Source organism: Mesorhizobium sp. M5C.F.Ca.ET.164.01.1.1, assembly GCF_004792125.1.
Classification (GTDB): domain Bacteria; phylum Pseudomonadota; class Alphaproteobacteria; order Rhizobiales; family Rhizobiaceae; genus Mesorhizobium; species Mesorhizobium wenxiniae.
This window is the reverse complement of the sequence record NZ_SRTG01000001.1, coordinates 2,843,521-2,869,399: the sequence shown is the minus strand read 5'-3', so window position 1 is coordinate 2,869,399 and position 25,879 is coordinate 2,843,521. Positions and strand designations below refer to the sequence as shown.

The window sequence follows — 25,879 nt, the reverse complement described above, 5'->3', positions numbered from 1 at the left end:
CGACAGGCCGGCAAGCGTCGGCGACCCTTTCGGGGCCTTGCTCCGAACGCCGATTCCGATCTTCGCGATCATGCGCTAGACTTGCAGGCATTCACCCGGGCTGACCCATGATTGTCCAGACCTGCATCAATGGCGCGCGCAACGCCGATTTTCATCCGCAACTGCCGCTTGACCCCGGAGCCATGGCGCGTGACGGCGCGGCCTGCGTCGCTGCCGGTGCGGCCGAGCTGCATGTCCATGCGCGCGGGCTCGACGGCCGGGAAAGCCTCGCTCCTGAGGCGATCGACCGCACTATCCTTGCCCTCCGCCGCGCCTGCCCGGGAACGCTGATCGGTGTCTCCACCGGCGCCTGGATCGAGAACGACGACGAGCGGACGCTGGCCGCGATCGCCGGCTGGAGCGAGCTGCCTGATTATGCCTCGGTCAATCTGAGCGAGAAGGCCGCGCCCGAGGTCATGGAGCGGCTGCGGCAGCGCGGCATCGGCATTGAGGCCGGGCTCGCCTCCGTCACCGATGCCGAGCGTCTGGTGAGCATCGATCACGGCAGCCAGGTGCTGCGCATCCTGATCGAGATTTCCGAGCAGTCGCTGGATGCTGCATGGGAAGTCAGCGACGGCATCGCGACGGTGCTCGACCGCGCCGGGATGCGTCGCGCAGTCTTGCTGCACGGCGCCGATGTCACGGTGTGGCCATTCGTGCACCGAGCGGCGGAGCGCAACTGGTCGACGCGTGTCGGGCTGGAGGACGGCAAGCAGCTTCCGGACGGCACTACGGCATCGGGCAATGCCGCACTGACGGCTGCTGCCGTTGCGATCTTCCGGGCCGGTCGCTGTTTCATCTCATAGGTTTCGGGCGCCTTGCCCGATCTTTTTGGGATCCTGCGTCAGGCCACGTCCCGCAAAGTCGAACGCGACGTCGCCGATTTGACGCCGGCGCGGTCCTCGTGGAGCGCAAAGCCCGCGGCGCCCGGATCGCCCAGTTCGGGGCGGAGCTGCATGCTCGGGATGTGATAGTCCCCGCCATTCTGCTGCCGATAGGGAATGGGCCGGATTGTCTCGAGCGTCCGCATCGTTTCGCGCAGCCGATCCGCGACAGGCTCGAAATCGGCCTCGCCGAAACGATCCACTCTGTAGACCACGAACGGCGGAAGCACGTCGTAGCCCGGATAGTAAAGGATCCCGTGATTGATCGGGAACAGCAGGTCGTCGATCGGGCCGTTGACGCCGCGGGCGGAGTAATGCTCTTCCCAGCCACCGGTGGTCACGATCAGCATGGCGCGCTTGCCGGCGAGCGTTCCCTCACCAAAGCGATCACCCCATCGCTTGTCGCTATGCTCGCCGACACCATAGGCGAAGCCGTAGGCGTACACCCGGTCGACCCAGCCCTTGAGGATCGCCGGCATGGCGTACCACCACAGCGGGAACTGGAGGATCAGCGTGTCGGCCCACAGCAGCTTGTCGATTTCGGCTTTGACGTCACCGGTCAGAGTGTTGGTCGCAAAAGCTTTTTTGGACGCCCCAGCCGGCAGGAAGCGTTCTTCGGTCGGCCACGACGGAAAGTCGGCACGGTCCACCTCGGATTTCCAGCCATCGGCATAGAGGTCAGACACCCGCACCTCGTGGCCCTGGGCCTCGAGTTCCCTGATGGCGACGTCACGCAGTGCGCCGTTGAGCGAACGCGGTTCAGGATGAGCAAAAACAAGCAGGACTTTCATGGGTCAACTCCGAAGAAGGACAATGAACGCTGAAGGTAGCCAGCCCCGGGGTGATCCGCTATATCTAGACAATGCATAAGATTATGCCGAATAATGGATAGATCCGATGTGACCCTCGAGCGCATGCGCACTTTCGTTCGGGTCGCCGAGCGCGGCAGCCTCTCGGCGGTGGCGCGCGAGCTCGGAGTTGGGCAGTCGACGGTCACACGGCATCTGCGGGAGCTCGAGGACGCCGTCGGCGTGCCCTTGCTCAGCAGGACCACCCGGCGTGTCACGATGACCGATGAAGGCAGCCATTACTATGCCGACAGCGTTCAGATCCTGCGCCTCGTTGAGCTGGCCGGCGATGAAGCGCGGGGCACGCGCGGCGCGTCGGCCGGCACGATCCGGATATCCTGCACGGCGGCGCTTGGGATCTTGCACGTCAGCTGCCTGATCTTCGCCTTCCAGGACCGCTATCCAGACATCGGAATCGATCTCAGCCTCACCGACGAACGCATCGACCTTGTGCGGGAGGGCGTCGACATCGCGCTCCGCCTCGGTCCGCTCACCGACAGCTCGATGAAACTGCGGGCGCTCGGGCAGTCCCGGCGTCTGCTGGTGGCGGCGCCGGCTTATCTGGCGGCGCGGGGCAGACCGGCTGTCCCGCGGGATCTGCCTGGCCATGAAGGCATCCGGATGTCGAACATCGCAGGAAGCGACACGCTCGCCCTGCAGGGGCCAGGCGGTGAACGCCACGCGGTGCCTTTTGGCGGCCGATTTCGGGTCGACCATGGGCTTGCCGCGCGCGAAGCGCTCGTCGCCGGGCGCGGTATCGCACCTGCCCATCGCTGGCTTGTCGACGATCTCCTGGCGGCCGGCCGGCTGGAAGTGATCCTGCCGGGCTATTCGCCACCTCCCGTACCGCTGAGCATGCTGATCGTCCCGGAGCGCGCGGGCATTGCTCGGGTCCGGCTGCTGGTCGACTTTCTTGCCGAGCGAATCGGCGGCATTCCGGGGATCGACAGGCCGCGTTAGTCGGCTTGCCCTCGGTCGGCCGCGGCACCAACCTCAGACCGACCGCAGCCGCGCCTTCCTGAGCAAGATCCTGCGGCATTAGGATTGCCGAAAGCGAAGGTTCGCCGCCTGAACATTGCAAAGCTATTTGACCTTGATGACAACCTTGCCCTTGGCGCGGCCCTGCTCAATGTAGGCCAAGGCCTCATTGATCTGCTCAAGCGGGAAGACGCGATCTATGACCGGGCGGATGACGCCCGACTCGATGAGAGACGTGATCTTGGTCAACTGCGCCCCATTGGCTGCCATGAACAGGAACGAATATCGGACATCTGCGCGTTTGGCCCGCCTCCTGATGCCGGCGCTCAAAAGGCGCATGACCAAGTTCAGCACCATGCTCAGACCCTTCTCCCTGGCAAACTCGGGATCGGGCGGACCGGAAATCGAAACGGCGACGCCACCTGGCTTCAACACACGCAGGGACTTTTCGAGGGTCTTGTTGTCCTGGCTGTTCAGGACGACGTCGAAGCCCGAAAGGACTTCCTCGAAGTCGTCCTTCTTGTAGTCGATGATGACATCGGCGCCCAGATCCCTGACCATATCCATGTTGGAGGCGCTTGTTGTCGTGGCGACCGTCGCGCCGAGGTGCTTTGCCAATTGAATGGCCAATGTTCCCACGCCGCCTGAGCCGGCCTGAATGAAGACCTTCTGTCCTTTCTTCAGCTTCGCCCTTTCGACCAGCGCCTGCCAAGCGGTCAGCCCCACCAAGGGAATGGACGCAGCCTCTTCCATGCTGAGGTTCTTCGGTTTTAGCGCGACGTCCGCATCATTAATGGCGATGTACTCGGCGAAAGCCCCGATCCGACCGTCGCGCGGTCGCGCATAGACCTCGTCGCCCGGTTTGAACTGTCGGACTTTCGAGCCGACGCGAATGACCGTTCCGGCCACGTCATGGCCTGCAACGAAGGGCGGGCGATAGGGCAGGATGAGTTTGAATTCTCCGTCCCTGATCTTGGAGTCCAGCAGATTGAGGCTGGCCGCATGGATCTGCACCAGCACGTCATTCTCCCCTACTTCCGGCTCTGGAACCTCTCCAAGCAGCAGGGGAGCGTTCTTTGCGTATCGATCGACGATGAAGGCCTTCATTGCAGCTTTCCCAAATTGAGGAGACCGGAGTGACGCGTCCCTATTGCATTACGATCATTTAATGATATTATGATTGTAATGCAATAGCTGATCGAAGGAGAAAAACGTGCGTTACGAGAAGGGCAGGAAAGACGCATCGCGGCAGCGGATCATGGATGTGGCGACCGAACGGTTTCGCTCCGACGGCATCGCTGCATCAGGTCTCGCCGGCATCATGGGCGAGGTGGGACTGACCAATGGAGCTTTCTATCCCCATTTTCCGTCGAAGGCGGCGCTTGTGCGTGAGAGTGTGGCGGCGGCCTTGGAGGTTCAGGCGACCCAGATTCAGGAGCTATTGGCCGCCGGCGGCCTGTCAATGGCCATCGACGCGTATCTGTCGGCGGAACACCGCGACAATCCAGGCAAAGGTTGCGCTTCAGCCGCGCTGCTGCCCGAAATTGCGCGTGAGCCGGCCGAGACGCGGCAAGTCTACGCCGAACACCTGCTCAAGCTGGTACGCCAGGTGGCGGCCGAACTTACGCCCGACGCCCGCGACCCCGAAGGTGTCGCGTTCGGCGTCTTTGCGACCCTGATCGGCGCGCTTGAGCTGTCCCGCGCGGTGAACGGAACCGAACTGTCCGATCGCATTCTTGAGGCTGGCGCGATAGCGGCGAAAGCGCTGCTCCAGCCCCGCGAGAACGACAAGCCAGAAGAAAGGAAACCATCATGAACGTGGATCAGCTATCGCGACCTGCCGCGATCATCAAACACAGGGACGTGCCGACGAAAACAGTCGACGTCGGCGGTACGAAATTCGCCTACCGGGAGCTCGGACCCCTGACCGGGATCCCCGTGATCTTTCTTACCCATCTGAGTGCGGTTCTCGACAATTGGGATCCCCGGGTCGTCGATGGTATTGCCGCAAAACGGCGAGTTATTACCTTCGATAACCGTGGTGTTGGCGCGTCAGGCGGGTCCACTCCCAACACTGTGAAGGCGATGGCCCGCGACGCGATCGCCTTCATCCGGGCCCTCGGCTTCGAGCAGGTCGATCTGCTCGGCCTATCTCTTGGCGGCTTCATCGCCCAGGTGATTGTTCAGCTGGAGCCTGATCTGGTTCGCAAGATCATCCTGGCGGGAACCGGCCCAGCCGGTGGTACCGGCATCGACAGGGTGACGTTCGTCACCATGTTCGACATGATCCGCGCCGCGCTGACCATCAAGGACCCAAAGAACTACCTCTTCTTCACCCAAAGCCCCAACGGCAAGAAGGCGGCGCGCGAGTTTCTGCAGCGATTGAAGGAACGGACCAATGACCGCGACAAGCCCATCGCGCTCGGCGCCTTCAACCAGCAGCTCAAAGCAGTCCGTGCGTTTGGCAAGGATCGCCCTGCCGACCTATCGCGTATCCGGCACCCGGTCCTCGTGGTGAACGGCGATCACGACAGAATGGTGCCCACCAGCAATTCCGTCGACATGGCACGGCGCTTTTCCAATGCCGAGCTGGTCCTGTACGAGGACGGCGGGCATACGGCCATTTTCCAGTATCACGGCGCCTTCGTGGAAAAGGCCCTGGACTTCCTTGAGGCCTAGCGCAAAAGCACGATGCGCAGATTCGAAAGTGCTGGAGCGTACTTTGTGCGTCCAAGTGGACGCACGTCGCTTTAGCGGCGGCCCGCTGGTCCGATCCATCGGGTGAGGACTAGCTGTCACCTGCAAATGCAAGGTTGAATGAACGCTCAGAGAGATTGGATTTTGCCCTGAAACGTCAGCCGTGGCCGGCGTCTTCAACTGAACGTCGCCAGAGGCTCAGTGCGGACCTCGACCCACTGGCAGCGCCGGCTGTCGTGATAGAAGGACAGGAAGGGCGGCGGGAACGATGGGTCGGCGAAAGCGCCCACCGGAATGGCAATCAGACCGGGTTGGACATCGATCCGATAATGGACGGTGGTGCCGCAATTCGGGCAGAAGCTGTAGATGACACGGCCGCCCTCGTCACCAACGCGCGTGAATTCCGCCGCTCGTCCTTGGATCGACACACCATTCTCCGCAAACCGCGCGTTGAAGCTGAACGCGCTGCCCGTGCGCCGCTTGCAGGCCAGGCAATGGCAGACGGAGACGCGTACCGGCTCGCCCGAACAGGTGGCGGACAGCTGACCGCAGGAACATTCGGCGCGGCGCGTCACCATGGCTGGCTCCTTTCAGCGAACGACATCACTGGGTTTCGGTATGGGCCCTGAGCTCAGCCCTCTTCTCGTCGGAGACGACGGCGAGGTCGAGCACCTGCTGCAATTCGGCTGCATGCCGGAACGACGGTTCGGGCGGAATGCCAGTGCGCGCCGCATCGACAAAGCGCCGGTAGTTGGTCGGCACCGTTCCGACATCGAGAACCTGCCATTTGGCGTTCTCGATGTCCTCGCCCATGCACACTTTCAGCTCCGAGCCATTCAGATTGTGCACGACTTCGATGCCGCCCTTGTCGCCATAGATGCGCAGCCGCAACTCGTTGAGGTGGCCGGTTGCCCAGCGGCTGGCATGAACGACGCCGACGGCGCCGTTGCTGAAATCCAGCGCCATGGCGAAGCTGTCATTGGCGTCCAGCTCGTAATCGCCGATCCGGTTGCCCGGCGCCTTGTCGAAGGACCTGAGGCGGCAGAACACATGATCGATGTCGAGCGCCGCACCATAACTGGCGAAGTCGAGGATATGGATGCCGACATCGCCCAGCACGCCATTGGAGCCGTGGCCGCGCGACAGCCGCCACAGCCATTTCGGATCGGTGCGCCAGTCGCCCCAGAATTTGGAAACCAGCCAGCTCTGCAGATAGGACGCCTCGACATGCCTGACCTGGCCGATTTCGCCGGCAAGCACCATGGCGCGCGCCTTCTGCAACGGGGCGACGTTGCGATAGGTCAGGTTGACCATGTTGATGATTCCAGCTTGCTCGGCGGCATCGGCCATTTCATTGGCCTTCTGGTAATTTTCGGCCAGCGGCTTTTCGCACAGCACCGGCTTGCCCGCCGCGACCAGCATCATGGTGGTCGGATGGTGGATGCGGTCCGGCGTGACGTTCGCCACCGCGTCGAACTTGTCCCATGAGAGCGCGTCTTCCAGCGACGTGAACCGATTGGGGATACCGTAGCTGTCCGAAAACTTGTCGACACGCGCGCGATGGAGATCGACTGCGCCGACCAGTTCGACGCCCTCGATCTTGCCGAACTGCCTGGCGTGCTCTTCCGCCATCCAGCCGGTGCCGAGTATCAGGAGACGCATGATTCTTGTCCTTAGGATGGGGCTTTATCTTGTTGTTCGACCATGGATTTCCCGAACCTAAGGTTCGGGAAATCGGTCTAGCGAAAACTGGCTTCGCCCTCGGCATAGAGTTTTCCGCCGCGCTCGACGATCGGCTCGAGCGCATTTTCCACCGGCACGTTCGGCGCGTCGAGGATGGCTGGATGTGAGCCTTGCAGGTTATGCGCCCATTTCACCGCGTTGCGCAGCACCTTCTGGACTGTGGCGTCGTGATAGGTCGGATAAGTCTCGTGACCTGGCCTGAAATAGAAAATGTTGCCGGCGCCGCGCCGATAGGTCAGCCCCGACCGGAACACTTCGCCGCCCTGGAACCAGGAGATGAAGACCGTTTCCAGCGGCTCCGGCACGGCGAACTGCTCGCCATACATCTCCTCATTCTCGAGCTCGAAATACTCGCCGATCCCGGCAGCGATCGGGTGGTTGGGGCTCGTCACCCAGAGCCGCTCGCGCTCGCCGGCCTCGCGCCATTTCAGCGTGCAGGGCGTACCCATCAGCGTCTTGAATATCTTTGAGAAATGGCCGGAGTGAAGGACGATCAGCCCCATGCCTTCCCAGACGCGGCGCGCCACGCGCCCGACAACGTCGTCGGCGACGGCACCATGGTCCTTGTGTCCCCACCATAGCAGGACATCGGTTTGCGCCAGACGGTCGGCCGGCAAGCCATGGTCCGGCTGCTCGAGCGTCGCCCATGACGCGGAAATTTCGGGATCGAGCTTCAGCGCGTTGGCGATCGTTGCGTGCATGCCCTCAGGGTAGATCCCCGCGACCACCTCATTGGTCCGCTCGTGGATATTCTCGCCCCAAACGACAGCGCGTATAGTCATAACATCCTCTTGATCGGTTGAAGCCGCCGCCCCGGTACCTCCAGTCATAGTATCCCTGGACGGGATTGAAAACGCTTTCGAGGTCGGTTGCTGACAATTGGGTGGAAATCCGGCGGGGAAAGTCCCCACGGCAAAGCCAGCGATCTGGCGGGACAGCACCCCCTTTGTCCTGCCGGACATCTCCCCCACTTAGGGGGAGATTGGATGTCACACCGGCTTTCGCAAAATCACCAACGTTGCAGGAACGAGCGGAGCGTCGAAACTGCCAATCTCCCCACTTGTGGGGGAGATGTCCGGCAGGACAGAGGGGGGCGCGAAGGACCGCGACAGAACGGCTTTCATTCTGCGCCGCCACAGATGGCTCAGGCTCCCGTCCCTTCCGACGCGACCTGCATCGGCGGCTTGGTTAGCCGCGCACCACGAGGCGCTTGATCTTGCCTTTCTTGAAGGCGGCGAGGAAGCGGGCATAGTCCTTGAAAGCGACGCAGCCGCTCGATTCCGCGCGGCCGCCACGCAGCAGGTAGGTGTGGGCAAGAAAGCCGTCGCGGCCATATTTGTTCTTGCCATCGACGGGAATGAGACGCAGCGCCTCGACCCCATGGAAGCGCGATTCGCGCAGCCTCAAATCGTAGGTGTGGGGCGGTGTCGGGCCGAAATTCTTCCGGTTGGCGTAGCGCGGCTGGTCGGCCATCGAGCCCCGTCCCGAATGCGCCTCGAGCCGCGAACCGTCCGGCATATACACGGTTTTCGCCGAGATGTCGTAGACGGCGACGCCGCTGCCCAGGCCCGGCTTGGTGAACAGGTTGCGGAAGACTCCACCGCCGCCGGCCGGGCTGTCGGGCTTAGCATAGGCCAGCATCTCTGCGGCCTGGGCCTTCGACCGCTTGACCGGCTTGCCCGGGCTGCTTTGCTTGCCCGGGTTGCTTTGCATGCCCGGGCTGCCCTGGTTGGCTTGCATGCTTGGCATAGCCGCCGGTGACGAACTCCTCGGTGACAAGGCTGGCGCCCGGGGCGTGTCGACCTTCGGAGCGTCGGCGGTCCGGACCTTGTTGGCTTTGGATGGCTGAGACTGGGCCTTGGCGGGTTTCGATGCCTGAACTTTGGGCGCTTTGGCCATGGGTGCCTCGACCTCGGGCGCCTCGGCTGGCTGGTCGATTTCCGCCCTCGGGCGGAAGGTCGGCAAGGGGACGCTGTCGGACATCTCGTCCTGCGGCGGCAGCGAGGCCATCTGCACCTCGCCCTCCGGCGGCGCAGCAGGATCGGCCGTCGCCTCCTCTGGCAAAACGTCGATCATCCTTTCCGGCAATGCAATCGCTAGCGCCAGCGCCAGGCGGGAGGATCGTTCGATTTCAGCGTCCTCCGGCCCGAAGCGCACGGACGCCGGACCATGCTGATTGGGCAGGCGCACCGACTCCACAATGCGCGTGTGCAGACTGGGAAGCATAGGAGGTGGTGCAGTGGTGTGGGCAAAGGCAGCAGCAAGTTTTTGCGGCGACAGCGCGGCTCTCGCCACCACGCTGTCGAAGCGCGCTTGCGGCGAGATTTCCGCGACAAGCGGCACAGTATCCGGCTGCGCTAACGGCTTGAGACGCGCCACCTTGCCTTCATGCACGAAGTTCGCGGCCGCGTGCGCGCAGCCGGCATCGCATCGGCTGAGCAGCGACGCCTGATGCTGCCGGCTTGCCAGTGACGGCGCCCACGAATTGGTCCATGGATTGGCAAGCTTGCGCCGGTGATCGGCGAGCGCGATGGAACGCGGCGAGAGCAGGCTTTGCGGAAGACTGTTGGAGGCAGCGGTGAGCGAGGTTCCCACCGAATGGAGGCCGGCCATGGTCGCGACCGACCACAGAGCGATTGCAACGCCAACAACGGGGATCGCGGCCCAGCGCCGGCCGGGCCTCATCGAAATCAGTCCAGTATCAGGATTGTCACCCCGGTTTTTCAAACGCACAAACGCCATACAACCAACCTCAATCGGCCTTGCGGCATGCGGGGCTCGCAGCCATCACAATCACAGTCGTCTGGTGCCCCCTGCACGCTTCACGTCTGTTGCCGATTGATTCAAAAGATGGACAAACTTGGTTAACCAATCCCTCTACCGATCGCCAATTGGGCGAAGGTCGATTTCAAAAAATGGTAGAAATGCCCTCCATGTCAGGCTTTGCTGCCCGTTTTTGCAGGCCGAGTCAACAAAGCGAAAGGACTAGACCTTGCCTGGGCAGGCGTCAGCTGAAGGCTGTTTCAGGATAAAAAGCATCGCACCACCCGTGACCGTCTGCGCGCAGGCTGCGCTGCCAAAGCAGCCTTTTGCATACAGGTAAATTCGTTCGTGCTAATATATCTTGGTTATGCACATTTGTGCGCGACCAACAAAAGGGAGGATGCGATGGAAACCATGAATCGCAGGTCTGCAATTGCGCTCGGAGTCACGGCCGCCGCAGTTACGCCTCTATTCGCTTTGGCGAGATCCGCAACGGCCAAGGAGTACGGCCCGAATGAAGGCAAGGAGATTGCGCCCGGCGTCAGAGTGGTGGAGGTCGGCACTGGCAACTCCGACATTCCCGCTTACAAGAGCATCTCAATCGTCGACGTGGTCTTTCAGCCCGGAGCAGTGGCTCCTGAAATGGTCATGGACAACGACATGGTCTGCACGATCGCTGCCGGCGAATTCACGATCAAGAAAGCGGACAAGGAATTCAAACTCAAAGAAGGCGACATGTACACTTGCGCCAAGGGCAAGACCGACGGTGCCACGAACACAAGTGCCGCGGTCGGCGTGCATCGCATTGCGATCCTGATACCTGCCAGCGTATGAACCGAAAAATGGGGCCCGCGACCTCCGCCGGAGGCGCGGGCCTTGTCATCGCGTGACGCACGCCTATGCAGCGCGCAGGTTTTCCACCGGGCGCAAGTTCTGGTTCATGCGGAACAGGTTCAGCGGATCATATCGCTGCTTGATTTCCAGAAGCCGCCGATAGTTGCCGCCATAGGCTGCTTCGACCCTGTCGACCTCGTCGCCCGGCATGAAGTTCACATAGGCCGTGCCGGCGGCATAGGGCGAGGCCGCCTCGTAAACACCGCGCGCCCAGTCGATGCAGGCGCGGTCCATTTCCGGTTCGCGCCAGCGGGCGTGAACATTCATGACGTAATGCGCGCTGCGCTGCGGAAACGCCGTTGCATCCGCTGCCACCCGGCTCGCGGCACCGCCGATATGGGCGAAGAATATCTCGCATTCCGGCCCCGGAAGCTTGGGTATCGCGGCCGTGACGACCTCGATCGCGCTGTCGGAAAGCTCGGTGAAGTCATGGCTCTTCCAGTAGTTCCGGGCGCCGGGCGTCAGCAACGGATCGAATGCCTGCTCCCAGCCGGTGAACGGGTTGGGGCCGACCACATCGGCAATCGGTGTGCCGATGGCTCGAAGCCTTTGCGTCGCTTTCTCGCCCTCCTGAAGGTCGCCGCAATAGCACATGGCCAGGACCAGCACCTCCTTGCCATGCCATTCGGCCGGCAGGAACGGCAGCGGCGGCGCCTGCCGCATGACCACCCAGCAGGTCAGCTCATTGGGCGCTGCTTCGAGCGCGGCTCGGTATTCCCGCAACACGTTTTCAGCGTCGGCGAAGGGATGGACGACGAGTCCCGACAGCACCTGCGGACCGACTTGATGGAGCTTGAACTCGAAAGCCGTGACGACGCCGAAATTGCCGCCGCCACCGCGAAGCGCCCAGAACAAGTCCGGGTTTTCGGTCTGGCTGGCGCGCAGCAGCTTGCCGTCGGCGGTAACCACATCGGCGCAGAGAAGATTGTCGATGGTCAGGCCGAATTTCCGCGTGATCCAGCCGAAGCCGCCGCCCAGCGTCAGGCCTGAAATGCCGGTGGTCGAGTTGATGCCGGTCGGCACCGCCAGTTCGAAGGCCTGTGTTTCCGCGTCGACGTCGGCGAGCGTCGCGCCAGGTTCCACCCATGCCCGCCGCGTCGCCGGATCGACCCGCACCGACTTCATCAGCGACAGATCGATCATTAGGCCGCCGTCGCAGACGGCGCTGCCGGCGATGTTGTGGCCGCCGCCGCGAACCGCGACGAGCAGCTTATTTTCCCTCGCAAAATTGACGGCGGCGATAACGTCGGCGGCACCGGCGCAGCGCACGATCAGCCCTGGCCGCCGGTCGATCATGGCATTCCAGATGCTGCGTGCCTCGTCATAGGCGGCGTCGCCTTCCCTCAGCACGGTGCCGCGCAATTGCGCCGAAAGCGCCTCCAGGGCCGCGGCATCGACTGTCGTCTTGCCGCGTTCAAGCGTGGTGAGGCTCATGCTGTTCATGGCTTTCCTCCCGATTGTTTTTTGAGCCGTTTTCCCTTCACCCGTTTCCAAGTTTGCCCTCATATTAGAGGTCAAGCAAGTTCCTAGTGGCTTGCCGGGCGGTATTGCGCGCGCGTCGGCGGCTGCGCTCAATCGGATGAGATATGACGCAGACGGCCGATTTGCGAGGAACGCAGACGCAGCTTGCTCGCCAGCATACCGCCCGATCTCACCTTCAGCCCGTCCGGGCAGGCAGTAGGCCGCAACGGCGTCGCCCGCCCGCCAGACCTGTGGCTGTCACCGGCAAGGACATCGCTCATGTCGAGGCGCACAGCACGTCTTCCTCGATCCGGTGTCGCGCAGACGGCTCACACCGTCGCTTCTGAATCGACGATGATGGCGAGCCACAGGCCGGCAATTCCGGCCCGTGGTGATTTGCCGATCAACAATCTTCGCTAGTCTTCTTCATTTGGCCGGGGGCGGCGGTCTTGGCATCCGTGTCCTGCTGACCAGGAGCGGCCTCTTTCGCGCTGCCGGTCTGCTGGCCAGGTGCGCAATCCTTGGCCGAGTTCGGATTGGTGCCGCTGGTGGTGGTCGAGTCAGTTCCCTGATCGGTTGTGGTAGTGGAGTTGGCTCCCTGATCGGTGGTGCTAGGCATGGTTGTGGTCGTCGAGGTTCCGCTCGTCGAGGTTCCGCTTGTCGTCTGGGCAAGTGAAAGCCCGGATGACACTGCCAGCATGACCGACGCCAAAAGGATGCGTTTCATCGTCGTTCTCCTGTTCCGAATGCGCGGAATGCGCTGGCAAACCAACAGCGAGACAGACGGAGTGTTCCGCGAAAAGTTCAACTTTTTGCAACCCCCGCCTAACAGTCAGCTCTCATTGAGACTAAAGGCCGGAGACTAAAGGCCCGGATAAAAAGCGCGCCGGCAGGCCAACCGAGATGGGTGCTGGATCGCCGTAAGGCGGTCTCCGCCGGTTCGGTCGAGGAACTACGCAGCGGTCCGCGGAGTTAAGCCATATGAGCAACCAATGCATAGGAGAGCTCTGATGGCACCGCGCAGAAAACCCGACGATCCGTCCGAAGGCCCTACCATCGAACAGCAGGACTGGGACGCGATTAAAGGCGGCGAAATTATGCCAGACAGCGTGCCGGGAAACGGCGACATCCGGTACGACCTCGAGAAGGAGGCTGAACTGCCCGAGGAAGACGACGACAATCCGTACCAGGAAAGTGACGAGGCGTTGCCGGACGACGAAGAGGAACGCGCCATCTCGCGCAACCCCTCGAAGCAAGATATCGACGAGCCGTGAACGGCAGCATCCAATGGCGCAGCTAGCCGGCCCACTCCGGGTAGGCTCCAAATTCCATAAAAGTTCCTGCTGCAACAGAAAAGGCCCCGCGGGGAGGAAGCGCAGGGCCTTGTTCGAATGCCGTGCGAACGGCTTTCCAGTCGCTGTAGAACGACTGTGCGTCCAACCGTGGCTGGCGGATCTTGTTCCATCGAAACCGAAAAAAGATGGCGCTCGTTCGCTGTTTCGCCAGCATTGCTGCTTGGATTGTCATCGGCTCAATCACAATTTCTGTCCGACGGAACAACTCCAAAAAACGCTCGTTGGATAATCATCGCAATCAGCGATGCAACTCCAATGGAGACCCATCATGATGAAGAAAATTCTTTCTGCAACCGTACTCAGCATCGCCCTTGCCACTTCGGCGATGGCGCAATCAACCGGCACAGGATCCGGTACCAGCGATCCGGGAGCGGGCACCGGGACAGGCACTGGCACCATGGCTCCCGGCACCGATAATGCAAATCCTGCCGATCCAAACGTAACCGGTTCAACAACCACAGGCCCCGACGGCATGGGTGACCGGTGTAAGGAAACGGCGGGCGCCGATGCGAATACAAACTCCGCCAGTGGCACTGCAACTTCGGACATGGAGAATTGCCCCAAGTGAGGAGCTAGCGCTTGTTGAGCACGCTGTAGTGCCTTCGTTTGCGCATGATGCGCCGCCCACTTGTTAGACAAAGCCGGGAACCGGCTTTGTCTTGCCGCTTAATTGCGCACCCAACGTTAGCGCCTGCGGGAAATTCCGGATAATTGTAGTCATCAAGGTTGCGCTGCCGGGGGTAACGGCAATCCCGGCAAGTGCTGCCGCGGCGTATACCCGCGTCGAAAATAGTTTTTTCCAGGCCGCCTCATAGCGTCTGCCGGCAGCTTCGCGCCCTGCACAGCCGCCTGGCGCGCATGCGAGTTCGCAGGCCAGCAGCCAGCCGGACTGAAGCGCCATCGAGATGCCCTCGGCCACAACGGGATGAGACTCTCCGGCTGCATTGCCGACGCGGAAGATGTCCCGTTCGTAGCAGGAGCGAATTCCCGGCCGGATCGGACCTGCGGCAAGCCACGAACCGTCGGCGTGAGCTGACTCCAGGGCATCCCTGACACCCCGGCAGGATTCCCTCAGATGACGGCAGACCGCATCGGCCGCCGACAAATGGCTCTGCTGGTTGGGGCCAGACTGCTTGCGCAACCGTGCGAGCATATCGCGCCGAATGCAGCACGAAATCGACAGCCGGCCATGATCCGCCGAAACCATGCCGCCATAACCGCCGGGAAACACCAGCAGGGGCATCAAATCAGGCGCCAGGGACGACCCGGTGAAATGCGCCTTGAAGCCGAGCAGGTCCGAACAGCGGTTGGTCTTCCCGAGCTGGCTGGGCAGCGGTCCTGGTTCCCAGGACCCGTGTGCGGCGACAATCACCGGCGCACGCAACATCGTCGTTTCGTTCCCGGCTTGAATTCGCACCATTTGCATCTCGCCATCCCGGTCGATGGCGACGGCGCGGCAAGGCTGAAAGATTTCGACGCCCGCCGATCGCGCCGCCTGCAAAAGCAGACAATCGAGAATATCCCGGCCGAGCGCCCGGCCGAAGCCAGGGTTGGCAGAAGGCCCATCTTTCGCGCGAGGCATGGGCGCCTCGACACTAGCTTCGCCGGAAAAGAAGCCGACACGGCGAATTTCGGGGCCGGCATTGGCACGCCAGGCATCGCCGATTTCCAGCTGGTCCAGAAGCGCAAGATTGCTTGCCGATATATATTCACCGCAGACTTTGCGGCGCGGGAACGCGCTCTTTTCCACAATAGCCACGGCCCATCCGCGCCGGGCCAGCGTGAGCGCGACGGATGTGCCCGCCGGGCCGGCGCCTATGATGATCGCGTCATGTGTCGCCAATCGCGTCATAGGTCATCACACCGGTACCGACGAAAATGTGGGAAAAAAGGCCGGCGCGCCGTTCCTCGACCGGCTTGCCGTTTGCTGCGAGCCAGAGACCGGAAAGCTCGCTGCCGCGAAAGCCGGCACGCACGCTTTGAGCCGCGTCGTTTCGAGTGACGTCATTGGCGCCGATTGCCGGCAGAAGACGCGTCGCGGCCAACGCCAGTTTCGCCCGCAACGGCTCTGTCGCCACGAGCAGCGGGGCCTTCGGCGCCATCAGCGAAAACAGACGCACGAGCTCGGCATCGTCAAAATGATGCAGAAACAGATTGACGGTGATCGCGTCGAACCGCGTCCCCTCATTCTTTCTCGCCCAGTCGAAGACATCGGCGGTGACGCCTTCGACCGCCCATCCCAGCCTGTCAAAATCACCACGCAATTGCGCGGTGATGAGGTCGAGGCGGTCGAGCATTACCAGTTCGACCCCAGGCCAATGCCCGGCCATGCGCCGCGCTATCGCCAGCATGAAGGAGCCATCGCCGGCGCCGATCTCCAGAATCCGGCGTGGCGGGTTTGGCACAAATTTCCGGAGCAGCGACGCCATGATCCTCGCCTGAAACATCAGGGCGTTGATGCGACAGAGGTCGCGGCGCGCGGCAAGCGCTCGCGGATCGTCGCCCGCAAGTCCGTCGAGGATTTCCGGCTCAAGCTGGCGCTGCTCCAGGCCGCTCATGACACCGTTCGGAAAAGCATGGTTTCGGCCGTCAGCCCGGGTCCGAACGACATGCCGCAGCCGAGTTGGCCTGGTGGCGCCTTCAACATCTCTTTCATCACGAACATGACGGTCGCGGACGACATGTTTCCGTACTGGCGCAACACCTCGCGCGATGGCTCCAGCGCGGTGGGTGCAAGCTTCAGGGCCCTTTCGACGGCGTCGAGAACCGAACGTCCACCCGGGTGCACGGCCCAGAGGTCGATCGCCTCGGTCGGCCGGTCGCCGAGGATGGCATCTTGGTTGCTCCGCAACGCCTCATGGATCGCTGCCGGGACTTGGCCGGAAAGAACCATTTCGAAGCCGTTGTCGCGAATGCTCCAGCTCATCAGATCCCGCCGCTCGTTCGCCACGATACAGTAAAAGCTTTCGAGCTCCATGCCGTGCGGCTCGGCGGTGACGAGCGCAGCCGCACAGCCGTCGCCCCAGAGGCAGAACGACAGCAGCTTTTCCAGCCCGCTGGATTCCCGCAGATGCATCGTGCAAAGTTCAATATTGACCAGCAGGACCCTCGCCTGCGGGTCGGAGCGGACGATGTGGCGGGCAAGCTTGAGGCCATTGATCGCCGCGTAGCAGCCCATGAACCCGATCATCGTGCGTTCAACCCTTTCCGGCAGGCCGCATCGCGCAACCAGCTCCAGGTCGATGCCCGGGGCTGAAAAACCGGTGCAGGTGGTAACGATAAGGTGGGTGATGCGGGAAACGCCGCCACCAAGCTCTAATCCCTCGACGCCTTTTTTCGCCAGAACAGGTGCGGCATCTCCGAACATTGCCATTCTCTCGGCCGTTCCAGGAAAGGCGCCCCGGATGAACCTCCCGGCCAGGTCTGCTGACGGTCCTTCGGGGTCGCTGGCAGGTGCAAAGCAGGAATAGCGGTGCTCGATGCCGGCAAGGTCAGCCATGCGTTTGAAAATTCTTCGGCGATCGGCGGCAAGCATGGAGGCCGCGAAACGCAGATAGAATTGATGAACCTCGTGCTCCGGCACCGCTGTCGCGATCCGGTTGATATACGCTTTGGCCGGCATATTCTGTCTCCTCGGCGTGTGCACGGTATATTTTGGGCCACCGCCGGAGGTTGTGTGGTCATCGGCACCAGATGTTGGACATCAGGTTTGAGTGTTGTTCGATGAACGTTTCTGAGAACTGATTTCATCCCGAGGTTCAGCATGTGCTGCTGCCGGGCGATGCTGCGGTTCGCCGGCACTAGGAACATAGGCTCCGTTCCCGAGGCGTCCACCAAGAGCCCGCGCTTCGGGCCGAGGCGCCATTGCGTCCGGCCCTCACCGGGCACGGTCTTTTTGCTGATCGATGGAACATTAGGGCATACTAACAGTTGTAGGATGACAGCGAATATCTCCCGGATATTGGCTGCTGGATTGGGGCCCGTATCCCGGTCGGCCCGCGCTCCTCCGGAGGCGCGGGCTTCCCCGATCCTAGGAACAATTGCCGGCTTGAAGCCCAATTTTGGGAACAATGGCCAGCTGCCATAGGGCTCGCGGTAAAGACAAGGAGAGCTGTCATGAACAATATAATCTGGCTGGTCGGGGCCGTCGTTATCGTAATAGCGATACTCAGCTTCCTTGGGCTAGGTTAGGATACGCCTTTTAGCGAAAATCCAACGCCCGAGTAGGCAGTTACTTGGGTCGGCTCTGGAACCCACATGGGGTCTGCAGGCGCAGCAGCTATCCGGGCTAACGACCCCGCTCCTTCACCGGGCGAAGTTCCCTGCCCGATCGATACCATCCAAGAACCAGCGCTCTCATTTGACGCCGCCTCTCCTGCCTTGAGCGGGTGACGTCCGCGTCCGCTCGAGTTTGCGTCGTTCCGTATGGTCCCAACCTACCGCTGCACCCTTTCTCGGCTGAGAGGGGCTGCGGCGCCTGAAAATCACCCTCGGGCGGTTGACCTTCCAGCAGCTGGAAGGTCTATTTCCCTTGCGAACGGAGATTTTCATCATGAACATTGGCATCGCATCCGAGAAATCCGGCCTGCCGTCCAAGACGATACGCTACTGCGGGGACATCGGGCTTTTGCGCCCGGCCCGGACAGACAATGGCTATCGCGACTATTCGGTAGCCGACATCCACCGCCTCCGGTTTCTGCAGCGCTCGCGCAGCCTGGGTTTTTCGGTTGACACATGCCGCCAGTTGCTGTCGCTCTATCAAGACAAGGACCGCGAGAGCGCCGACGTCAAATCTATCGCCGAAGCCAAGTTGCAGGAGATCGACAGGAAGATCGCCGAACTCGTGGGATTGCGTGGCCTGCTTCATCATTTGGTCGAGCACTGTCATGGCGACGAGAGGTCGGACTGCCCGATCATCGACGAATTGGCGGGAGAGGGCATGGTTCAGTGAAGTGGACCGCCGTAGTGATGCTGTCGCTTGCCTGCGCCTCCGCGGTGGTGGCCGCGGCCGGACCTGACCCAATCGTCGCGACACGCCAGTCCTCGATGAAGGAGATGGCCGCTGCCGCAAAGACGATCGCCGGGATGTTCGATGGCAAGCTGGACTATGACGCTGCGGCGTTCAAGGCGGCGGCGGGGACGTTACGTGCCCGCACCGGCCCTGCCCTCATTGCGGAATTTCCCCGCGCGACATTGGGTGCGCCTTCGGGCGCCAGGTTGGAAATCGACCAGGCCCGTTCGGAATTCGAGGCGCTGGCCCGTCACATCGGGACGCTGGCGAGCACACTGGCCGCCAAGGCCGAGCGGGCGCCCGCCAGTATCACCGACGACATGAGGATGGGTTCCGGCCCGGCGATGGGCGGCGGCACCCTGCTTGGCAAGCGGCCGGCAGCGGCAGAAGCCGATCCTGCCAAGGCTCCCGCCGAGCACCTCCTGCATCTTATCCTGCAGGATTGCTCAAGCTGTCATTCGAAGTTCCGGCAGAAGGTCCTGTGATCGCCGAGCGATCCGCGAGATCACCGGATGGCTGATTGGCCGGGTGCGGCGCTGATTGACGTTGCGGTGCCGTTTCTTCATTGTCCTGTTGCTGCCTCCGAGGTTCAGCAATGAAGCGCAGTCTCGCTTTCGGTGTGATTGTGATCGCCGTCGTCGGCCTGCTGGCCGGCAGCGCACTTTTGATTGCTGGCCAGTCCAGAGTCTCGCAAGACGCGATCCAGTCATCGGTTATCCGCACCCCTGGATTGATTGACAGTGCCTGGAAGCTCCCCGTGGCTGCCACTTTCAATGCCGACGTCACATGGCAATCAAACGGATCAAGGTGCGGCCCGGCAAGTGTCGCAAACACATTCCGCTCCATCGGCGAGGAGGAGACAACCGAAGCCGAAGTCCTCGCCGGAACCGGAAAGTGCTGGACAGGCTTTTGCATCATCGGGCTCACGCTGGACGAGCTTGCCGAGGTCGCTCGAACGAACACCAGGCGGAAGGTTTCCGTGCTTCGGAATTTGAGCGCTGATGCGTTTCGCGAGCACATGAAGCGGGCCAACGATCCCGGCCGCCGTTACATCGTCAACTTCACCCGTGAGAAGATTTTCGGCGCCGGCGCTGGCCATTTTTCCCCGATCGGAGGATATCTGGAGGCCGAGGACCTGGTCTTCGTCCTCGACGTAAACGAGGACTACAAGCCCTGGCTGATCGAGCGTGAGCGCCTGTTCTCAGCCATGAACACAATCGACAGCGATGGCGACAAAAAGCGCGGCTTGCTGCTTATCGAGTAGCACGGTCGCAAGCAGTTCGCAGACCGCCAACGAGCGTAGTGCCCCCGGCTCGGGCGCCGGGGTGGGGCAATCTCGCCGTGCTGCAAAAAGGCGGTCAGGGATGCGCTGGTCGAGGCGTTGTCGGGCTTCCTCAAGGAAGTCGCCGGCGGTAGCTATCTCAGCGACGCCGAAGTCGCCGGCATTGCCAAAGCGGAGCTCGAGGAGTTTCGCGCGCCCTCGACGCCGCGCGCTATTAAATTAAGCTGCCTTAATCCATGAGCCGAGCCCCTGCGGCTGCTTTCAATCGACCAGCACGGCGACCACTGCGGTGCAGTCGCCCGCCTTGACCAATCCGGGGAAATGCCGCGCGGCCAGCATGCCGCCCATTCTTGCCCTGATCTCTTGAGGTGCGGCACCCGTGCGGCCGATGGAGTGGATGCGCGCCAGGACCTGGCCCTCTTCGACAGGTTCGCTCAGATCGATCATCGTTTCGATCATCCCATCGTCCTCGGCGAACGAGAAGCAATCGCCCGACGGCATGTCTAGCCAGCGGGTCGGCTGCATCTCGACCGCACCGGCGACAATGCCGCCATGGCGCAGCACATTGAGCACGCCGCGACGAGCGATTCGCACCGTTTCCGCGCGGGAGGTGCCACCGCCGCCAAGCTCCGTGGTGATGAACAGCTTGCCCATCTCTTCGGCGGCAGTGTCGAACATGCCGACCGCATCGATCTCCAGCATCTTCATCGACCACGGCGCCGAGAACGCTTCGACCGCCGCGAACCCCTTCGCTTCCAGCACTTTGTCGGGCCGGACATGGGCGGCACAGAACGGCACGAAGTCGAGCGTTTTGCCGCCGGAATGGAAGTCGAGCGCGATATTGGTGCGCGGCAAAAGTTCGCGCTGGAAGTAATCGGCGATCTTCTCGGTCACCGTGCCGTCGGGCCGGCCGGGAAAGCTGCGGTTCAGATTGCCCTTATCGATCGGCGAGGTGCGGGTGCCGGCACGGAACGCCGGATAGTTCATCGCCGGCACGATGATCACCGTGCCGCTGACGTGCTTCGGATCGAGCGTACGGGCGAGATCGTAGAGCGCCAGCGGCCCCTCATATTCGTCGCCATGATTGCCGCCGGTGAGCAATGCGCTCGGCCCGCTGCCGTTGCGGATCACGCAGATCGGGATCATCACCGATCCCCAGGCCGAATCGTCACGGCTGTAAGGCAGCCGCAGGAATCCGTGCTGCACGCCGTCGCGGTCGAAATCGACGGTCGGCGTGATCGGTGAGGGGCGAAGGCTGGACATCGGGCTCAATTCTTCACCACCAGCTTGCGCGGCACATTGGCCAGGCACTCGACCCCTGTCTCGGTGATCAGGATGGATTCGGTGATCTCGAGCCCCATCGTCTCCAGCCACAGGCCGGTCATGAAATGGAAGGTCATGCCCGGCTTCAGCTCGGTGCGGTCGCCGGGGCGCAGGCTCATGGTGCGCTCGCCCCAGTCCGGCGGATAGGAAAGCCCGATCGGATAGCCGGTGCGGTTGTCCTTGACGATGCCGTATTTCTTCAGCACCGCGAAGAAGGCGTTGGCGATGTCCTCGCAGCTGTTGCCAGGCTTTGCCGCGGCAAGCCCGGCCTCCATGCCTTCCAGCGTCGCCTTTTCGGCATCGAGGAATTCCTGTGTGGGTTTACCAAGGAACACAGTCCGGGAAAGCGGACAGTGATAGCGGTTATAGCAGCCGGCAATCTCGAAGAAGGTACCCTCGCCCGACTTCATCGGCCGGTCGTCCCAGGTCAGATGTGGCGCCGACGCATCGGGGCCCGATGGCAGCAGCGGTACGATCGCTGGGTAGTCACCACCGATCCCGTCGACGCCGCGCGTGCCGGCATCATAGATCTCGGCGACCAGATCGCATTTGCGCATGCCGACTTCGATCTTGTCGACGATACGCTGGTGCATCGCTTCGACGATCCGGGCGGCCTTGCGCATATAGTCGATTTCGGTCGGGCTCTTCACCGCACGCTGCCAATTGACGAGTGCCGTGGCATCGACGAAGCGGGCGTTGGGCAGATGCTTTTGCAGCGAAGCAAAGGCGGCGGCCGAGAACCAGTAATTGTCCATCTCGACGCCGATGCTGAGCTTGCCCCAGCCGCGATCGGCCAGCACCTGCGAGAGAAAATCCATCGGGTGGCGTTCGGTCGACTGCACATAGTGGTCGGCATAGCCGACGATATTGTCGTGCGCGAGATACGCGGTGCGCTTGGCGCCGTTGGCGTCCTGACCGCGCCCGTACCACACCGGTTCGCCCGACGGCGGCACGATGACGGCCTGATGCACGTAGAACGACCAGCCGTCATAGCCGGTCAGCCAGGCCATATTGGACGGATCGCTGACGATAAGGAGATCGACACCCTTGGCCTCCATGGCCGTCCGTGTCTTGGCGAGGCGATCCGCATATTCGCCGCGCGAGAATTTGAGATTGGGCTGCATTGTTCTTGGTCCTCGTTTGTTGGGCCTTCCGGCCAGCATCAGCTTTCGAAAATTGTCCCGGCATTCCCCGCCCGCGCACGGTCGCGGGCGAGCGTGGCGATCGCCGTGTCCTGGACGCCGGTGCCGGTCAGGTCGGCGATGGTGATGTCGCTGGCTGAGCGCCGGCCGTGCTTTTCGCCGGCGATGATCTGGCCGAGTTCGGTCACTTCGGCATCGGCCGCCATCACGCCCGCCGCGATGGCATGGTGCAGTTCGCCCAGCAGCCGCGTCTGTTTCGCGCTGTCGGCGACGTAGAGATCGGCCATGCGCAGGATCGCCGGAGCGATCTCGTTCTTGTGCTCGGCGTCCGAGCCCATAGCGGTGATGTGCTGGCCGGCCAAGACGAAGCCGGCTTTGATCAGCGGCTCGGTCGACGGCGTCGTGGTGACGATGATGTCGGCATCGGCGGCCGCATTTGCCGCGTCGGGCTCGGCGCGCACGGCGATGCCTAATCTTTCGCGCAATGCATCCGCCGCAGCCTCGGCCTTGGCGGCGTCCCTGGCCCAGATGCGGGCCTCGGCGATCGGCCGCACCAGCATAAGCGCCTCGAGCTGCAGTCCAGCCTGGACACCGGCGCCGAAGATCGCGGCGATCGAGGAGTCCGGCCGCGAAAGGTGTTTAGCCGCGACCGCTCCGGCCGCCGCTGTGCGGATGTCAGTGAGATAACCATTGTCGAGCAGCAGCGCCTCGACCAGCCCGGTTTTTGACGACAGCAGCACCATCATGCCGTTGACGCTGGGCAGGCCGAGCTTCGGATTGTCGAAGAAGCCGGGACTGATCTTGATGGCAAAACCGTCTATCCCAGGCACATAGGCGGTCTTGACGTCGACCTCGCCGCGATGCTCGGGAATGTCGAGCCGCAGGATCGGCGGCATCGCCACCGGCAAGGTGGCAAGCGCGCGGAACGCATTCTCGACGCAGGCGACGGCATCGAGATCGAGCTTCACGATCGCGCGCAATTCGGCTTCGGTGAGTATCGTCATTCGGCTCATGCAGCGTTCTCCTCAATTGCTGCGCCGCAAACGACTTTCCTGTGCAGCGTCATGTCGATGTTGCGGCCCGACAGAATGAGCACCGTGGGGCCGCTCGCCCTGACTTTGCCGGACAGTACGGCGGCGATGCCGACCGCGCCGGCGCCTTCGACGATCTCGCGCTCCTGTTCATAGGCATGGCGGATGCCGGCGGCGATCTCGCCCTCGTCGAGCAGGATCACGTCGTCGAGCAGGTCGCGGCACATCGAGAAGGTCAGCCGGTTGTCGAGGCCGATGCCACCGCCAAGCGAATCCGCCAGTGTCGGCAGTTCCTCGACCAAAACTGGATGTCCGGCATCGAGGCTCGCCTTCATTGCCGCACCCCGCGCCATCGAAACGCCGATGACCTTCGTGCTCGGACTGACGCCCTTCACGGCCGCGGCGACACCCGCTGCCAGTCCGCCGCCGGACAGCGGCACCAGCACCAAAGCGGCGTCCGCAACCTGCTCGATGATCTCCAGCCCGAGCGTGCCTTGACCGGCGATGATATCAGGATGGTCGAAGGGCGGCAGCATGACCAGCCCCTCTTCCGCGACCAGCCGGTCGACCTCCTGCTGCGCATCGTCCTGGCTGTTGCCGACGATGCGGATCTCAGCGCCAAGCCGACGGATTTCATCGAGCTTATTCTGCGGCACCCGTCGCGACATGCAGATCGTCGCCCGCATGCCTTCGAGCTTCGCCGCATGAGCCAGCGCCCGGCCGTGATTGCCGGTCGAGGCGGCGACCACGCCACGCGCCTTCTCCTCGGCGTTCAGCGACGCGATGGCGTTCGAGGCACCGCGCAGCTTGAAGCTGCCGGTGGTCTGCCGATGTTCGAGCTTGAGATAAACAGGCGCGCCCAAGTGCCCGGAAAGACTCGGAGAAAGCGCGGTCGGCGTGCATTCGACCTTAGCTGCGATGCACTCGCGCGCCGCGCGGATATCGGACAGGGTGACGTCGTTCGCGGTCATGACCTTTGCTCTGCAATCAATTCAAAGGCAGCGTCATCAGACGGCCGAATTCGGCACGCGGTTCGTCGTCGCCGCAAAGCCGCAGACAGTTCCAGGCCGTCGCCTGGTTGCTGGTGACGACCGGACGGCCGATCGCCTCTTCCATGCCGACCACGGCAAGTGCTGCCCGCAGCGCCGTGCAGGAGACGAACAGCGCGTCGGCTCTTTCGTCCATCGCATCGAGCGACAGATCGACCAGCGACGCAGGCGCAATCCGCGCCATCGCTCGGTCGTCCTCGAAGCCCAGACAGGTGAAGCCGGCGATCTCGAAACCATGCGCCGCGAAATAGGCCGCCATCGGCCGGCTGGTTTCGACCGTATAGGGAGTAAGGATGCTGATCGTCCTGGCGCCCAGCGCCTTCAAGCCGCGCACGCCTGCCATCGGCGGCGTGACCACCGGCACGCCGGGCTTGGCCGCCTGCACCGCCGCCTCGATCTCGGCATCGCCGATGACCACGGAGGCCGAGGTGCAGGAATAGCAGATCGCGTCGAGCGGCTCATCGGGCAGGATGAGCGCCGCGCCCGCCGTAAGCGACGGCTGCATCTTGCGCAAATTGTCCGGCGTCGTCGGATTGGCGTAGGGAATGCGCGCGACATAAACGCCGATCCGGTCGCTCGCCACCATGCGGCGAAAATCCGGTTCGGTCGTATGGTCGGTCGCAAGGATGATCAACCCGACGCGCTTTTCCAGGGGACGCGCGTCGAGCGCCGGCCGTGTCGGCGTCAGTCTGATTTCGGGCAAGTTTTTCATGAAAGACTACCTCTCGATCTTGCCGTAACGGCGTTCCAGCCAGCGTAGCAGCACGACCGAGAAAAGACTGATGACGAGGAAGAAGGCGCCGACCAAGGTCATCGGCTCGACATAGCGGTAGTAGGTGTTGGCGACGCTCTTGGCCTGGTTCATCAGTTCCAGCACGGTGATCGCCGACAGCAGCGGCGTCTCCTTGAACATCGCGATGAAGTAGTTGGCAAGCGCCGGGATCATCGGCGGAATCGCCTGAGGCATGATAATGTGGGTCCAGGTCTGCCTGGCGTTCAGATTGCAGGCCTTGGCGGCTTCCCATTGGCCGCGCGGCACATTCTCGATACCGGCGCGATAGACTTCGGCCGTGTAGGTGCCGTAATGCAGGCCGAGGCCGATGACGCCCGCCACCAGCGGTGGCAGCAGGATACCGATATCCGGCAGCACGTAGAAGATGAAATAGAGCTGCACCAAAAGCGGCGTGCCGCGGATGAATTCGGCGAGGAAGCCGACGGTGCGCGACAAGCCCTTGTTCGGCGAGCGCCGCGCCAGCGCGATGGCCAGCCCCACGATCGCGGCCAGAACCGAGCCGAGCAGCGTCGCCAGGATGGTGATCTTCACGCCTTGGATCAGCGTCGGCATGATCTCCCAGACGAAATTCCAATCCCACTCCATT

General features: G+C 62.5%; 27 protein-coding genes. 10 read left to right on the top strand and 17 right to left on the bottom strand.

Going from position 1 to position 25,879, the window contains the following annotated elements:
• The first annotated feature begins 107 nt into the window (after window positions 1–107).
• Complete coding sequence (locus EN807_RS14060; RefSeq protein WP_135935342.1) at window positions 108–845, top strand: 3-keto-5-aminohexanoate cleavage protein; 738 nt, start codon at window positions 108–110, stop codon at window positions 843–845.
• A gap of 38 nt (window positions 846–883) precedes the next feature.
• Here EN807_RS14060 and EN807_RS14055 read toward each other — a convergent pair whose 3' ends face one another.
• Window positions 884–1,714 (bottom strand): NAD(P)H-dependent oxidoreductase, encoded by an 831-nt coding sequence (locus tag EN807_RS14055; protein WP_135935341.1) that lies wholly within the window; start codon window positions 1,712–1,714, stop codon window positions 884–886.
• Between the two features lie 93 nt (window positions 1,715–1,807).
• Here EN807_RS14055 and EN807_RS14050 point away from each other — a divergent pair, with 93 nt between their 5' ends.
• On the top strand, window positions 1,808–2,731 hold the full coding sequence (locus tag EN807_RS14050) for a LysR family transcriptional regulator (protein WP_135935340.1): 924 nt from the start codon (window positions 1,808–1,810) through the stop codon (window positions 2,729–2,731).
• A gap of 123 nt (window positions 2,732–2,854) precedes the next feature.
• Here EN807_RS14050 and EN807_RS14045 read toward each other — a convergent pair whose 3' ends face one another.
• A complete protein-coding gene (locus EN807_RS14045; protein WP_135935339.1) occupies window positions 2,855–3,856 on the bottom strand; it encodes an NADP-dependent oxidoreductase in 1,002 nt (333 codons plus the stop codon).
• Between the two features lie 106 nt (window positions 3,857–3,962).
• Between EN807_RS14045 and EN807_RS14040 the strand changes: the two genes are divergently transcribed.
• The gene (locus EN807_RS14040) at window positions 3,963–4,565 is read left to right on the top strand and encodes a TetR/AcrR family transcriptional regulator (protein ID WP_135935338.1); all 603 of its coding nucleotides are present in this window, start codon (window positions 3,963–3,965) and stop codon (window positions 4,563–4,565) included.
• Entirely contained in the window at window positions 4,562–5,428 is an 867-nt protein-coding gene (locus EN807_RS14035; protein ID WP_135935337.1) for an alpha/beta hydrolase, read from the top strand. Before EN807_RS14040 ends, EN807_RS14035 begins: the two co-directional genes overlap by 4 nt.
• Window positions 5,429–5,622: 194 nt before the next feature.
• On the opposite strand, the gene EN807_RS14030 is transcribed toward EN807_RS14035, so the two are convergent.
• From EN807_RS14030 to EN807_RS14015, 4 genes are all read right to left on the bottom strand, one after another.
• Entirely contained in the window at window positions 5,623–6,024 is a 402-nt protein-coding gene (locus EN807_RS14030; RefSeq protein WP_065008687.1) for a GFA family protein, read from the bottom strand.
• A gap of 25 nt (window positions 6,025–6,049) precedes the next feature.
• Window positions 6,050–7,108 (bottom strand): Gfo/Idh/MocA family oxidoreductase, encoded by a 1,059-nt coding sequence (locus EN807_RS14025; protein ID WP_135935336.1) that lies wholly within the window; start codon window positions 7,106–7,108, stop codon window positions 6,050–6,052.
• A 77-nt stretch (window positions 7,109–7,185) separates the two neighbouring features.
• The gene (locus EN807_RS14020; RefSeq protein ID WP_135935335.1) at window positions 7,186–7,971 is read right to left on the bottom strand and encodes a ThuA domain-containing protein; all 786 of its coding nucleotides are present in this window, start codon (window positions 7,969–7,971) and stop codon (window positions 7,186–7,188) included.
• Window positions 7,972–8,377: 406 nt separating this feature from the next.
• Window positions 8,378–9,874: a tlde1 domain-containing protein gene (locus tag EN807_RS14015; RefSeq protein WP_135935334.1), complete on the bottom strand. Its 1,497-nt coding sequence runs from the start codon at window positions 9,872–9,874 to the stop codon at window positions 8,378–8,380.
• A gap of 483 nt (window positions 9,875–10,357) precedes the next feature.
• Here EN807_RS14015 and EN807_RS14010 point away from each other — a divergent pair, with 483 nt between their 5' ends.
• Entirely contained in the window at window positions 10,358–10,786 is a 429-nt protein-coding gene (locus EN807_RS14010) for a hypothetical protein (RefSeq protein ID WP_065010222.1), read from the top strand.
• A 63-nt stretch (window positions 10,787–10,849) separates the two neighbouring features.
• Here the strand turns inward: EN807_RS14010 and EN807_RS14005 are convergent, their stop codons facing one another.
• On the bottom strand, window positions 10,850–12,289 hold the full coding sequence (locus EN807_RS14005; protein WP_135935333.1) for an FAD-binding oxidoreductase: 1,440 nt from the start codon (window positions 12,287–12,289) through the stop codon (window positions 10,850–10,852).
• A gap of 421 nt (window positions 12,290–12,710) precedes the next feature.
• Window positions 12,711–13,034: a hypothetical protein gene (locus tag EN807_RS14000; protein ID WP_135935332.1), complete on the bottom strand. Its 324-nt coding sequence runs from the start codon at window positions 13,032–13,034 to the stop codon at window positions 12,711–12,713.
• Between the two features lie 283 nt (window positions 13,035–13,317).
• Between EN807_RS14000 and EN807_RS13995 the strand changes: the two genes are divergently transcribed.
• Both EN807_RS13995 and EN807_RS13990 read left to right on the top strand, forming a co-directional pair.
• Window positions 13,318–13,581 carry a hypothetical protein gene (locus tag EN807_RS13995; RefSeq protein ID WP_189522409.1) on the top strand — a complete coding sequence of 88 codons (264 nt, stop codon included), beginning with the start codon at window positions 13,318–13,320 and terminating at the stop codon, window positions 13,579–13,581.
• A 349-nt stretch (window positions 13,582–13,930) separates the two neighbouring features.
• Window positions 13,931–14,230: a hypothetical protein gene (locus EN807_RS13990; protein WP_135935331.1), complete on the top strand. Its 300-nt coding sequence runs from the start codon at window positions 13,931–13,933 to the stop codon at window positions 14,228–14,230.
• Window positions 14,231–14,293: 63 nt separating this feature from the next.
• On the opposite strand, the gene EN807_RS13985 is transcribed toward EN807_RS13990, so the two are convergent.
• Genes EN807_RS13985 through EN807_RS13975 form a run of 3 tightly spaced genes read right to left on the bottom strand, consistent with a single transcriptional unit; the run spans window position 14,294 to window position 17,284 of the window.
• The gene (locus tag EN807_RS13985; RefSeq protein ID WP_135935330.1) at window positions 14,294–15,514 is read right to left on the bottom strand and encodes an NAD(P)/FAD-dependent oxidoreductase; all 1,221 of its coding nucleotides are present in this window, start codon (window positions 15,512–15,514) and stop codon (window positions 14,294–14,296) included.
• The gene (locus tag EN807_RS13980) at window positions 15,492–16,220 is read right to left on the bottom strand and encodes a methyltransferase domain-containing protein (RefSeq protein WP_135935329.1); all 729 of its coding nucleotides are present in this window, start codon (window positions 16,218–16,220) and stop codon (window positions 15,492–15,494) included. Before EN807_RS13980 ends, EN807_RS13985 begins: the two co-directional genes overlap by 23 nt.
• Window positions 16,217–17,284: a type III polyketide synthase gene (locus tag EN807_RS13975; protein WP_135935328.1), complete on the bottom strand. Its 1,068-nt coding sequence runs from the start codon at window positions 17,282–17,284 to the stop codon at window positions 16,217–16,219. The genes EN807_RS13980 and EN807_RS13975 overlap by 4 nt, the downstream gene beginning before the upstream one ends.
• 930 nt (window positions 17,285–18,214) lie before the next feature.
• Between EN807_RS13975 and cueR the strand changes: the two genes are divergently transcribed.
• The 3 genes from cueR (at window position 18,215) to EN807_RS13960 (ending at window position 19,937) form a co-directional block, all read left to right on the top strand.
• Window positions 18,215–18,613, top strand: coding sequence for a Cu(I)-responsive transcriptional regulator (cueR, locus tag EN807_RS13970; protein WP_135935327.1), 399 nt, complete (start codon window positions 18,215–18,217; stop codon window positions 18,611–18,613).
• Window positions 18,610–19,158, top strand: a complete 549-nt coding sequence (locus tag EN807_RS13965; RefSeq protein ID WP_246684088.1) for a cytochrome c — start codon at window positions 18,610–18,612, stop codon at window positions 19,156–19,158. The genes cueR and EN807_RS13965 overlap by 4 nt, the downstream gene beginning before the upstream one ends.
• Before the next feature lie 110 nt (window positions 19,159–19,268).
• Window positions 19,269–19,937 (top strand): phytochelatin synthase family protein, encoded by a 669-nt coding sequence (locus EN807_RS13960; RefSeq protein WP_135935326.1) that lies wholly within the window; start codon window positions 19,269–19,271, stop codon window positions 19,935–19,937.
• A gap of 279 nt (window positions 19,938–20,216) precedes the next feature.
• Here EN807_RS13960 and doeB read toward each other — a convergent pair whose 3' ends face one another.
• The 6 genes from doeB to ehuD are packed head-to-tail and all read right to left on the bottom strand — an operon-like array spanning window position 20,217 to window position 25,878.
• Window positions 20,217–21,218 (bottom strand): N(2)-acetyl-L-2,4-diaminobutanoate deacetylase DoeB, encoded by a 1,002-nt coding sequence (doeB, locus tag EN807_RS13950; RefSeq protein WP_135935325.1) that lies wholly within the window; start codon window positions 21,216–21,218, stop codon window positions 20,217–20,219.
• Window positions 21,219–21,223: 5 nt separating this feature from the next.
• Complete coding sequence (doeA, locus tag EN807_RS13945; RefSeq protein WP_135935324.1) at window positions 21,224–22,402, bottom strand: ectoine hydrolase DoeA; 1,179 nt, start codon at window positions 22,400–22,402, stop codon at window positions 21,224–21,226.
• Window positions 22,403–22,440: 38 nt separating this feature from the next.
• A complete protein-coding gene (gene eutC / locus EN807_RS13940; RefSeq protein WP_135935323.1) occupies window positions 22,441–23,433 on the bottom strand; it encodes an ectoine utilization protein EutC in 993 nt (330 codons plus the stop codon).
• A complete protein-coding gene (gene eutB, locus EN807_RS13935; RefSeq protein WP_135935322.1) occupies window positions 23,430–24,422 on the bottom strand; it encodes a hydroxyectoine utilization dehydratase EutB in 993 nt (330 codons plus the stop codon). The genes eutC and eutB overlap by 4 nt, the downstream gene beginning before the upstream one ends.
• A gap of 16 nt (window positions 24,423–24,438) precedes the next feature.
• Window positions 24,439–25,212 carry an ectoine utilization protein EutA gene (gene eutA / locus EN807_RS13930; RefSeq protein WP_135935321.1) on the bottom strand — a complete coding sequence of 258 codons (774 nt, stop codon included), beginning with the start codon at window positions 25,210–25,212 and terminating at the stop codon, window positions 24,439–24,441.
• Window positions 25,213–25,218: 6 nt separating this feature from the next.
• Window positions 25,219–25,878: an ectoine/hydroxyectoine ABC transporter permease subunit EhuD gene (ehuD, locus tag EN807_RS13925; protein ID WP_029350592.1), complete on the bottom strand. Its 660-nt coding sequence runs from the start codon at window positions 25,876–25,878 to the stop codon at window positions 25,219–25,221.
• Between the last annotated feature and the right edge of the window lies 1 nt (window position 25,879).

Excerpts from the sequence above, each read along its gene's own strand:
- EN807_RS13980 (WP_135935329.1), bottom strand. The coding sequence starts at position 16,220 with ATGAGCGGCCTGGAGCAGCGCCAGCTTGAGCCGGAAATCCTCGACGGA.
- EN807_RS13990 (WP_135935331.1), top strand. The coding sequence starts at position 13,931 with ATGATGAAGAAAATTCTTTCTGCAACCGTACTCAGCATCGCCCTTGCC.
- EN807_RS14015 (WP_135935334.1), bottom strand. The coding sequence starts at position 9,874 with ATGAGGCCCGGCCGGCGCTGGGCCGCGATCCCCGTTGTTGGCGTTGCA.
- EN807_RS13975 (WP_135935328.1), bottom strand. The coding sequence starts at position 17,284 with ATGCCGGCCAAAGCGTATATCAACCGGATCGCGACAGCGGTGCCGGAG.
- eutC (WP_135935323.1), bottom strand. The coding sequence starts at position 23,433 with ATGAGCCGAATGACGATACTCACCGAAGCCGAATTGCGCGCGATCGTG.
- EN807_RS14060 (WP_135935342.1), top strand. The coding sequence starts at position 108 with ATGATTGTCCAGACCTGCATCAATGGCGCGCGCAACGCCGATTTTCAT.
- doeA (WP_135935324.1), bottom strand. The coding sequence starts at position 22,402 with ATGCAGCCCAATCTCAAATTCTCGCGCGGCGAATATGCGGATCGCCTC.
- doeB (WP_135935325.1), bottom strand. The coding sequence starts at position 21,218 with ATGTCCAGCCTTCGCCCCTCACCGATCACGCCGACCGTCGATTTCGAC.
- cueR (WP_135935327.1), top strand. The coding sequence starts at position 18,215 with ATGAACATTGGCATCGCATCCGAGAAATCCGGCCTGCCGTCCAAGACG.
- eutA (WP_135935321.1), bottom strand. The coding sequence starts at position 25,212 with ATGAAAAACTTGCCCGAAATCAGACTGACGCCGACACGGCCGGCGCTC.
- EN807_RS14035 (WP_135935337.1), top strand. The coding sequence starts at position 4,562 with ATGAACGTGGATCAGCTATCGCGACCTGCCGCGATCATCAAACACAGG.
- EN807_RS14050 (WP_135935340.1), top strand. The coding sequence starts at position 1,808 with ATGGATAGATCCGATGTGACCCTCGAGCGCATGCGCACTTTCGTTCGG.
- EN807_RS14000 (WP_135935332.1), bottom strand. The coding sequence starts at position 13,034 with ATGAAACGCATCCTTTTGGCGTCGGTCATGCTGGCAGTGTCATCCGGG.
- EN807_RS13985 (WP_135935330.1), bottom strand. The coding sequence starts at position 15,514 with ATGACGCGATTGGCGACACATGACGCGATCATCATAGGCGCCGGCCCG.
- EN807_RS14010 (WP_065010222.1), top strand. The coding sequence starts at position 10,358 with ATGGAAACCATGAATCGCAGGTCTGCAATTGCGCTCGGAGTCACGGCC.
- EN807_RS14030 (WP_065008687.1), bottom strand. The coding sequence starts at position 6,024 with ATGGTGACGCGCCGCGCCGAATGTTCCTGCGGTCAGCTGTCCGCCACC.
- ehuD (WP_029350592.1), bottom strand. The coding sequence starts at position 25,878 with ATGGAGTGGGATTGGAATTTCGTCTGGGAGATCATGCCGACGCTGATC.
- EN807_RS14005 (WP_135935333.1), bottom strand. The coding sequence starts at position 12,289 with ATGAACAGCATGAGCCTCACCACGCTTGAACGCGGCAAGACGACAGTC.
- EN807_RS13960 (WP_135935326.1), top strand. The coding sequence starts at position 19,269 with ATGAAGCGCAGTCTCGCTTTCGGTGTGATTGTGATCGCCGTCGTCGGC.
- EN807_RS14045 (WP_135935339.1), bottom strand. The coding sequence starts at position 3,856 with ATGAAGGCCTTCATCGTCGATCGATACGCAAAGAACGCTCCCCTGCTG.
- EN807_RS14025 (WP_135935336.1), bottom strand. The coding sequence starts at position 7,108 with ATGCGTCTCCTGATACTCGGCACCGGCTGGATGGCGGAAGAGCACGCC.
- EN807_RS14020 (WP_135935335.1), bottom strand. The coding sequence starts at position 7,971 with ATGACTATACGCGCTGTCGTTTGGGGCGAGAATATCCACGAGCGGACC.
- EN807_RS14055 (WP_135935341.1), bottom strand. The coding sequence starts at position 1,714 with ATGAAAGTCCTGCTTGTTTTTGCTCATCCTGAACCGCGTTCGCTCAAC.
- EN807_RS13995 (WP_189522409.1), top strand. The coding sequence starts at position 13,318 with ATGGCACCGCGCAGAAAACCCGACGATCCGTCCGAAGGCCCTACCATC.
- eutB (WP_135935322.1), bottom strand. The coding sequence starts at position 24,422 with ATGACCGCGAACGACGTCACCCTGTCCGATATCCGCGCGGCGCGCGAG.